This is a genomic window from Arenimonas sp. (assembly GCF_019459675.1).
Classification (GTDB): domain Bacteria; phylum Pseudomonadota; class Gammaproteobacteria; order Xanthomonadales; family Xanthomonadaceae; genus Arenimonas.
The window spans coordinates 1-7,833 of the sequence record NZ_JAIBFH010000442.1; the positions used below are offsets into that span (position 1 = coordinate 1).

The following is a 7,833-nucleotide window of genomic DNA, read 5'->3' on the forward strand; positions in this document are numbered from 1 at the left end:
GGGGGCCCCCCCCCCGGGGGCCGCGGCGCCGCGGCCCACGGCCACACGCGCCGAAGTCTCGTTGCCCTGGGACACCATCACCGGCGGCGGGTCGCTGGTGATCACGCGCATCGAACTGCAGCGCCCGGCGCTCAGCCTGGCCGCACTCGCCGACTGGCAGGCCACCCGGCCCGAAGCGCCGTTCGAACTGCCCACGCTCACCCGCGGCCTGCAGGTTGAGGACGGCAGCGTCGTCGGCGGAAGCTGGAGGATAAATGACCTGCAGCTGCAGCTGCCCGAACTGCGCGAAGGCAGCGCGGCACGAATCACGGCCGCCGGCGTGTTCACCCAGGCAGGCACCACGCTCGACTTCGACATCACGGCCAAGCTTGCCACGGCCGGGCTGGCGTCGGACGTCGAGTTTGCCGGCAAGGGCCGCCTGCGCAGCGAAAGCGTGGACGTGCCCTGGACGCTCGCCGCCAACGGCCGCTTCGACGCCAGCGGCACGCAGACACGGCTCGACATCGCGGCACTGGCGCTGACATCGCAGTCGCCGGTTCCCGACATGGACGCCAAGGGCGCGGCCAGCTTCGGCAACACCACCACCCTCAGCCTGCAGGGCACGATCAGGCAGTGGCCCGAAGGCTGGCCGGCGCTGCCGCCACCGATGTCGGCATCCACTTCGCCGCTGGCCTACACGCTGGCCTATGAAGGCGCGGGCGATTTCAGCGCGCCGCTGGCGCTGACGGTGGTGCGCGATGAAACGCGCTTTGAAGGCCGGTTGGTTGTACCCGAGATCACAGGCTGGCTCGACGCCGGCGATGCCGCGCCGCTGCCGCCGCTGGTGGGAACGCTGTCCACGCCCCGCGTGGAAGTGGCCGGCGCCACCCTGGAAGGCATCAGCGTGCAGATGGAAGAAGACGCCCCGGCCGAACCCGAGCCCCAGCCGTGAGCGAGTTCGCCGCCACGCTGCTGGACTGGTTTGATCGCGACGGCCGCCACGACCTGCCCTGGCAGCATCCGCGCACGCCCTATCGGGTGTGGCTGTCGGAAATCATGCTGCAGCAGACCCAGGTGCAGACGGTGATCCCCTACTACGCGCGCTTCCTGGACGCGCTGCCCACCCTGCCCGACCTGGCCGCCGCCGACACCGACAAGGTGCACGCGCTGTGGGCCGGGCTTGGCTACTACGCCCGCGCGCGCAACCTGCACAAGGCTGCGCAGGTGTGCGTGGAAAAGCACGGCGGTGACCTGCCCCGCGAACTCGACGAACTGATCGCCCTGCCCGGCATCGGCCGCAGCACCGCCGGCGCGATTCTGGCGCAGGCGCACGGACTGCGCTTCGCCATCCTGGACGGCAACGTCAAGCGCACGCTGTGCCGCTTCCACGGCATCGGCGGCTGGCCCGGCGGCAGCGCCGTCGAGAAGCAGCTGTGGACCATCGCCGAAAACCACCTGCCGCAGGCGCGGCTGGCCGACTACACCCAGGCCATCATGGATTTCGGCGCCACCCTGTGCACGCGCCACGATCCGGCGTGCGTGCTGTGCCCGCTGCAGCAGGGCTGCGTGGCGCGCCGCGAAGGCCTGGTGGAACAACTGCCCGAGGCCAAGCCCGGCAAGCCCCTGCCCGAGCGCCGCACGCTGATGCTGCTGCTGCGCGATTCGCGCGGCCACGTGCTGCTGGCGCGGCGGCCGTCCACGGGCGTCTGGTCGGGCCTGTGGTCGCTGCCCGAAGCCAGCGACCATGACGAAGCGCGCGCCTTCGTGGCCCGCCACGCCGGCGCCGACTTCGACACCCCGGACGCGCTGCCGTTGATAGAACACACCTTCAGCCACTACCGCCTGCACATCGAACCGCTGGGCTGGCGCATTGCCGACACCGGCACCGCCCAGCACGACGACCTTCGCTGGCAGCCTTTCGACCAACTAGCCGACGTGGGACTGCCCGCGCCGGTGAAGAAACTACTGGGAAGCCTGACGCCATGACCCGCACCGTGCACTGCCACAAACTCCAGCGCGAAGCCGAAGGCCTGGCCTTCGTGCCCTGGCCCGGGCCACTGGGCAAGCGCGTGTTCGCCGAAATAAGCCGCGAGGCCTGGCAGCAGTGGCTGGCGCACCAGACCATGCTGATCAACGAAAACCGGCTTTCGCCCATGGACCCCAAGCACCGGGTGTTCCTGGAGGGCGAGATGGAGAAGTTCCTCTTCGGCGACGGCGCCGACAAACCCGCCGGCTACGTGCCGCCCGTTTCCTGAATAAAAAGGCCCGCGCAAGCGCGGGCCCTCGCGCAACCGCGCAGCTGCTTCAGTCCTTGGCAGCCACCTGCGCAGAACGTTCGGCCGCGCGCATGGCCGGCACGTCCACTTCGCGAATCTGCGTGATCTTGCAGCGCATGCTGTCACGGCCCACCACGTAGCCGTTGCTGGTGTTCATGGTGTCGTAGGCCGACTCCAGGCCGATGGCCCAGCCGCTGTCGAGGTCGCGCGGGCGGCAGCTTGCGCTGGAGCGCAGGTCCACCAGCCAGGCCTTGGTGTTCGTTTCCCAAACCAGGACGGCCGTGCCGCCGACCACCTCATAGCTGTCCACCGCCCGCAGGAAGCGAACCGTCTTGACCGGCTCCCCAGCGTTGGCGCGGGCGGCTTCCAGGCGGATGGCGTCTTTGGCGTCGTCGGCAGCGTCGTTGATGGCAAGCGCCGGGGCGGCAAGCGCCATTCCAACGGTGGCTCCGATCATCAGGAAAGCAAGGCGGAGGGCCATGGCAATGCTCCTTTCAATGGCCCCGTCTGGGCCTGGTTCGAACTTACTCCCGGATCCGACCGCCGCCCATAGCCTGCAGCGTGAACGTTCATCGGTTGTTTAGTAGCTGGCGGGCCCAGCGACGCCCATCCGGACCTGCTTGCCTAGGCCAGCCCGGTTCCGTTATCATTTCCCGCTCGTTCCGGCCCCGCCGGAGCGGCGTTCCAGCCAGTCTCTGGCCGAGTAGCTCAGTTGGTAGAGCAGGGGATTGAAAATCCCCGTGTCGGCGGTTCAATTCCGTCCTCGGCCACCATACAAAACAGGGGCTTGCCAGCAATGGCAGGCCCTTTTTGTTGCCGCCGATTGTTCGCTCAGACCGCCGGCAGCGAAAACAGCGCGCGCGTCTGCGCGTCGGGCTGGCCCTTGAACGCAAGCGCGTTCACCTCGAGGTTGCCAGTGCCGCAGAACACGTTGGCGAAGCCCGCCCCGCGCAGCAGCTTGAGCAGGGACTTCTGGGTGAAACCGGTCTTGTGCGCGTAGAAATCCACACCGCTGCGCTCGATCTGGGAGCCCAGCCCGTACATCACGTCCAGCACCATGATCGGCCCGGCCGGTGATTGGTACAGCACGTCTTCCAGGTCCAGCTTGCGCTCCACGGCCAGCTGCATCACGGCCTGCATGTCCGGCACGCGGATGTGCGCGTAACCGTCGGACCTGAGCACGTGCATGAACCCGGCCAACACCCTGGGCACCTCGTGCCGGTGGTAGTGCTCGAGGTTGTGCGAGCAGTAGATGACGTCGAACTGCGCCGGCTCGAGCGTGCCCAGCTCGCGCGCGTCGCACAGCACGTCCGGTTCGCCGGCCGGGTCGATGTCGAGCAGCAGGTGCTCCACGCCCGCGTACTGCGGGGGCAGGCCGATGCGCTTGCTGCCGCCGCCCACGTTGAGAAGTCTCTTGCGCACGCTCATGCGGCTCGCTGGTGTGCTCTTGGGATGCCAGTGATTATTCCACAGTCGCCCGGCGGGACTTGGCGGCGCAGGCCTTGAAACAACGCAAACCCCTGGAATGGCGCCCGGTGAAACGTCCCGCCAAACCGCCGCTCAGCTGCCCTCGCCCCGCCCGGCTTCGCCCGACGGCGGTGCCGCTGCTGCCGTTGAGGGCTCTTCTATGGCCGGCAGGCTTTCGGGCGCATCCGGCTCGGCGCTCACCGCGCCGCCCAGCATCGTAGCCAGCACGCCATCGCGCCGCACGAAGCCGTGGTAAAGGCCGGCGCCTGCATGCAGCAGCACCAGCGCGAACAGCGCGTACGCCAGCACCGCATGCGCATCTCGCAGCAGGCCATAGGTCGCCAGGTCGGGCGCCACCAGCGCCGGCAACACCCAGCCGCCGGGCATCACCACCGGCGTGCCGGCGGCGCCCTGCATCGCCCAACCCACCAGGGGCATGGCGAACATCAGCGCGTACAGCGCAACGTGCGCCCCGCGCGCGCCCAGCGCCTGCAGCCTGGGCAAGTCGGCCGGCAGCGGTGGCGCCGGGTGTCGCAGCCGATACACCAGCCGAAGCACCACCAGCACCAGCAGGCTCAGGCCCAGCCATTTGTGCAGCTGCACGGCAGTGGGCTGCCATGCGGCCACGCTGTCCACCATGGCTGCGCCCACGAACACCATGCCGATGATCAGCGCTGCCATGGACCAGTGCAGCCAGCGCGACAGCGCGCCGTAGCGGGTGCTTGTCTGCATGCCTTCGTTCATGGCGCAGCCTCCTGGCGATGTTCGCGGGCGCGGCGGCGCAGCGATTCGGCGTAGGCAGCCGAGCGGGCCGCCAGGATGGGATCGTCCGAAGCCTCGATGCCGCGCGGCAGCACCAGCGGGTCGAAGTTGATGCCGTTGCAGGCGCTGGTTTCCTGCTCGCTGGCCTCGGTGATTTCCAGCACGCCGGCCACGATGCGCTGGCGTGATTCGGGCCAGGCGCGCGTGGCGTCGGCGGTGGCGTCACCCGGGCCGGCCAGCGTGAACTCCATGGCCCAGCGAACGGGTGCGCTGCCAACGCGCGCGGCGAATTCACGCTGCAGGGAATCGGGCTCATGCGGCCCGGCACCCAGCGGCTCGGGCATGGCGTCGGGCACCATCGCCCAGCGCACCGCCTGGCGCTGGCCATCGGGCGCCACCAGCACGAAGGCATTGATCGAGTGGTAGCGCGTGGTGGCGAAGCTGGAGCTGGGTTTGTTGCCCGCCTGCCAGGCGCGGAACTCGGCGCTTTCGGGATGGGCGGCGAAGAAAGCGGCGATGCGGGCGGGATCGGGCTTGCCGGTGGCCGGGTCCGGGGCCAGCGCCTGCAGCTGCCGATGGAATTTCTCCGGCGTGCCGACCGGCAGCACCGGCGGCGTGTTCATGGCCGTGCGCCACTGCTGGCCGCCGGGCAGCGCGAACTGCAGCGCCAAGCTGCGCACCGGCGACGACGCGTCCGGCGCCGTGGGGTTGGCGCCGGCCGTGGACAGTCGCCCGATCACCGGCACGCTGCCCACGCCAAACACTCCGGCGCTTGAAAGCCCCGCCAAGCCGCCATTGGAAGTAAAGGTCCCTGCCACGCACAGCCCTTTGGCGTGTGCGCGCCGGAAGCCGGCGTGGATGCCGCCGCTTTCCTGCGTGTTGACGATCACCGACGGTGAAAGCGCACGCGACGGCAGCCAGCCCGCCGTGAAGGCCAGCGCGAACGCGGCAAACCCCAGGCCCGCGGCGATCGCGCCCAGGCGCAGGACTTTGGCGCGCGGCGTAAGTGGAGCGTCCTTTGACATGGTGAACCTCGTTCCGGTGGGCAGCGCGGCAGCGGCGACACCCGAAGACTAACCGTGCGGGTGTAAAGTTCCCATCCTCGGCCAACCGCCGCGAGCCAGGGCTGACAGGGCCCGCCCGCCGGCAGGTCCTATCTGCACGGCTTTCCCATGCCCAAGCGCTCCGCCAAACCCATCCCGTCCGACAAGCTCGGGGAACCGCACGCCCAGCTGCGCGACAGCAGCGGCAAGCTGCTGGGCGGCATCGTGCGCAAGGACAACGAATGGGTGCTGGGCCTGGACGGCAAGATCGCCGGCACTTCGCACAGCGCGGCCCACGTGCTGGCCATCCTCAAGCGCGCCGCGGCCCTGCTGCGCGCCGAGGGCCGCGAGGTGGACCTGGTGTTCTCGGCCACGCTGCGTGCCGCCGCGCACCAGGAAGCCGCGGACCAGGGCCTGGGATTCGAGGCCTTCCAGGAGCGGCTGGTGGCCGAGATGCAGGCCAAGGACAGCGCCGCCGGCTGACCCGGTTCATGGGCCATGCATTGCCCCGGCCGCTACCCTGTAGTCCCCCCAAGATCCGGAGCTCCCGCATGGTCCGCCACCTGGTCCTGCCGCTGCTGATGCTGTTCAGCGCCCCCGCTCTTGCCAGCCCACCGCTTCAGGCCGTGCCCGACCTCGACCTGGCGCGCTATGCCGGCACCTGGCATGAAATCGCCCGCCTTCCGATGTACTTCGAGCGCAAGTGCGTGCGAGACGTCACCGCCACCTACACGCCGCGTGAAGACGGCACACTGACTGTGCGGAACGCCTGCGTGAAGGCCGACGGCGAAACCATGGCGTCCGAAGGCGTCGCCCGCATGGCCGGCAACAATCCGGCCAAGCTCCAGGTGCGCTTCGCACCGCGCTGGCTGTCGGCGCTGCCCTTCGTGTGGGCCGATTACTGGGTGATTGCCGTGGACCAGGACTACCGCTGGGCCATCGTCGGCGAACCGGACCGCAAGTACCTGTGGATCCTTGCGCGCGAGCCGGCGCTGGACGCGCAGACCCTGGACGACCTCAAGGGCCGGGCCCGCATGCTGGGCTATGAACTGGACGAGTTGATCGTGGTTTCGCCGCCCCGCTGAGCACGCCGCCGCAACGTACGGGCTGGTATCCTCGGCGTGTTGCCCTCGCCATCGGATACCCGCCCATGCGCAAGCTCCAAACCACGATTGCCCTGCTGTTGCTGGCCCTGTTGGCCGGCTGCGCCAGCGGCCCGCCCAAGCGCGTTTTCCCGCCCCAGGCCACGCTGCAGGAAGTGCGCGTGCAGGCCGACGGCCAGTGGGTTGCGCAGATCCGCATCCAGAACTACAGCACGGTGCCGATGCGCTTCTCGCGCCTGGACGCCACGCTGTCGATAAATGGCGAGGAAGCCACCCGCATCAGCATCGATCCGGGCCTGAGCGTGGGGCCGGGTTCGAACGAACTCGTGCAGCACGCCTTCACGCCTGCCGCCGGCCCCAAGGCTGCGGTGGACCAGGCGCTGGCCAACCGCCGCGCCGTGCGTTACCAGCTCACCGGCCGCATCGCCAGCAGCGAACCGGCCACCGACCACCCCTTCGACTACCAGAGTGCGCTTGATCCGGTGCCCGGCCTGACCGGCATCCTGCGCTGAACCCCGAGGAAGACTCCGCATGAATCGCTACATCGCTCCCGTGCGCGACATGAAGTTCGCGCTCTACGACGTCATCGAAGCCGACAAGCTCTACGCCAGGCTGGGCATCGAACACGCCCAGCGCGACCTGCTGGACGCCGTGATGGACGAGGCCGCCAAGTTCACCCAAACCGTGCTGGCGCCGCTTAACGGCGTGGGCGACGAAGTGGGCTGCGTGCACGACAAGGCCACCGGCGCGGTCACCACGCCGCCGGGCTTCAAGGAGGCCTACGCGCAGTTCGTCGACGGCGGCTGGGCCGGCATCACCGCGCCCGAGGCCATGGGCGGCCAGGACCTGCCGGAAAGCTTCGGCGCGGCGCTCAAGGAAATGATCGACGCCGCCAACCTCAGCTGGGGCAACTACCCGCTGCTGTCGCACGGCGCCACCGAAGCGCTCAAGCACCACGGCGAAGCCTGGCAGCAGGAAGTCTTCCTGAAGAAGATCATCGCCGGTGAATGGACGGGCACCATGTGCCTGACCGAGCCGCACTGCGGCTCCGACCTGGGCCTGCTCAAGACCAAGGCCGAGCCCCAGGACGACGGTTCGTACAGGGTCAGCGGCACCAAGATCTTCATCACCGGCGGCGAGCACGATTTCACCGACAACATCGTCCACCTGGTGCTGGCGCGCCTGCCGGACGCGCCCGCGGGC

The 7,833-nt window shown here is 69.2% G+C and carries 10 protein-coding genes, 1 tRNA gene and 1 pseudogene; 8 read left to right on the forward strand and 4 right to left on the reverse strand.

All coding sequences use genetic code 11. The annotated features are described in order from the left end of the window. The 3 genes from K0M70_RS14655 to K0M70_RS14665 form a co-directional block, all read left to right on the forward strand. The coding region (locus tag K0M70_RS14655) for a hypothetical protein (RefSeq protein WP_290783190.1) at positions 1-931 on the forward strand (931 nt) is incomplete at its 5' end. Next, positions 928-1,965: an A/G-specific adenine glycosylase gene (gene mutY / locus K0M70_RS14660; RefSeq protein WP_290783192.1), complete on the forward strand. Its 1,038-nt coding sequence runs from the start codon at positions 928-930 to the stop codon at positions 1,963-1,965. The genes K0M70_RS14655 and mutY, both read left to right, overlap by 4 nt. Then, positions 1,962-2,234, forward strand: a complete 273-nt coding sequence (locus K0M70_RS14665) for an oxidative damage protection protein (RefSeq protein WP_290783194.1) — start codon at positions 1,962-1,964, stop codon at positions 2,232-2,234. The genes mutY and K0M70_RS14665 overlap by 4 nt, the downstream gene beginning before the upstream one ends. Before the next feature lie 49 nt (positions 2,235-2,283). Here K0M70_RS14665 and K0M70_RS14670 read toward each other — a convergent pair whose 3' ends face one another. After that, a complete protein-coding gene (locus tag K0M70_RS14670) occupies positions 2,284-2,736 on the reverse strand; it encodes a DUF6491 family protein (protein ID WP_290783195.1) in 453 nt (150 codons plus the stop codon). A 216-nt stretch (positions 2,737-2,952) separates the two neighbouring features. Between K0M70_RS14670 and K0M70_RS14675 the strand changes: the two genes are divergently transcribed. Next, positions 2,953-3,028: transfer RNA gene (locus tag K0M70_RS14675), tRNA-Phe, on the forward strand. Between the two features lie 58 nt (positions 3,029-3,086). Here the strand turns inward: K0M70_RS14675 and K0M70_RS14680 are convergent. The 3 genes and pseudogenes from K0M70_RS14680 to K0M70_RS14690 form a co-directional block, all read right to left on the reverse strand. Continuing rightward, entirely contained in the window at positions 3,087-3,683 is a 597-nt protein-coding gene (locus K0M70_RS14680; RefSeq protein ID WP_290783196.1) for a methyltransferase domain-containing protein, read from the reverse strand. A 252-nt stretch (positions 3,684-3,935) separates the two neighbouring features. After that, positions 3,936-4,454 (reverse strand): annotated as a pseudogene (locus K0M70_RS14685) (cytochrome b/b6 domain-containing protein); the annotation flags it as partial. A gap of 8 nt (positions 4,455-4,462) precedes the next feature. Further along, the gene (locus K0M70_RS14690; protein ID WP_290783200.1) at positions 4,463-5,509 is read right to left on the reverse strand and encodes a catalase family peroxidase; all 1,047 of its coding nucleotides are present in this window, start codon (positions 5,507-5,509) and stop codon (positions 4,463-4,465) included. A 147-nt stretch (positions 5,510-5,656) separates the two neighbouring features. Here K0M70_RS14690 and K0M70_RS14695 point away from each other — a divergent pair, with 147 nt between their 5' ends. The 4 genes from K0M70_RS14695 to K0M70_RS14710 form a co-directional block, all read left to right on the forward strand. Then, positions 5,657-6,010, forward strand: coding sequence for a hypothetical protein (locus K0M70_RS14695; RefSeq protein ID WP_290783202.1), 354 nt, complete (start codon positions 5,657-5,659; stop codon positions 6,008-6,010). A 68-nt stretch (positions 6,011-6,078) separates the two neighbouring features. After that, a complete protein-coding gene (locus K0M70_RS14700) occupies positions 6,079-6,612 on the forward strand; it encodes a lipocalin family protein (RefSeq protein ID WP_290783204.1) in 534 nt (177 codons plus the stop codon). A 65-nt stretch (positions 6,613-6,677) separates the two neighbouring features. Then, on the forward strand, positions 6,678-7,142 hold the full coding sequence (locus tag K0M70_RS14705; RefSeq protein WP_290783206.1) for an LEA type 2 family protein: 465 nt from the start codon (positions 6,678-6,680) through the stop codon (positions 7,140-7,142). Between the two features lie 19 nt (positions 7,143-7,161). Beyond that, positions 7,162-7,833, forward strand: a 672-nt coding sequence (locus K0M70_RS14710; RefSeq protein ID WP_290783208.1) for an acyl-CoA dehydrogenase family protein, incomplete at its 3' end; no start/stop codon positions are given.

Coding starts and splice junctions, on each gene's coding strand:
- K0M70_RS14665 (WP_290783194.1), top strand. CDS start 1,962: ATGACCCGCACCGTGCACTGCCACAAACTCCAGCGCGAAGCCGAAGGC.
- K0M70_RS14670 (WP_290783195.1), bottom strand. CDS start 2,736: ATGGCCCTCCGCCTTGCTTTCCTGATGATCGGAGCCACCGTTGGAATG.
- K0M70_RS14680 (WP_290783196.1), bottom strand. CDS start 3,683: ATGAGCGTGCGCAAGAGACTTCTCAACGTGGGCGGCGGCAGCAAGCGC.
- K0M70_RS14690 (WP_290783200.1), bottom strand. CDS start 5,509: ATGTCAAAGGACGCTCCACTTACGCCGCGCGCCAAAGTCCTGCGCCTG.
- K0M70_RS14695 (WP_290783202.1), top strand. CDS start 5,657: ATGCCCAAGCGCTCCGCCAAACCCATCCCGTCCGACAAGCTCGGGGAA.
- K0M70_RS14700 (WP_290783204.1), top strand. CDS start 6,079: ATGGTCCGCCACCTGGTCCTGCCGCTGCTGATGCTGTTCAGCGCCCCC.
- K0M70_RS14705 (WP_290783206.1), top strand. CDS start 6,678: ATGCGCAAGCTCCAAACCACGATTGCCCTGCTGTTGCTGGCCCTGTTG.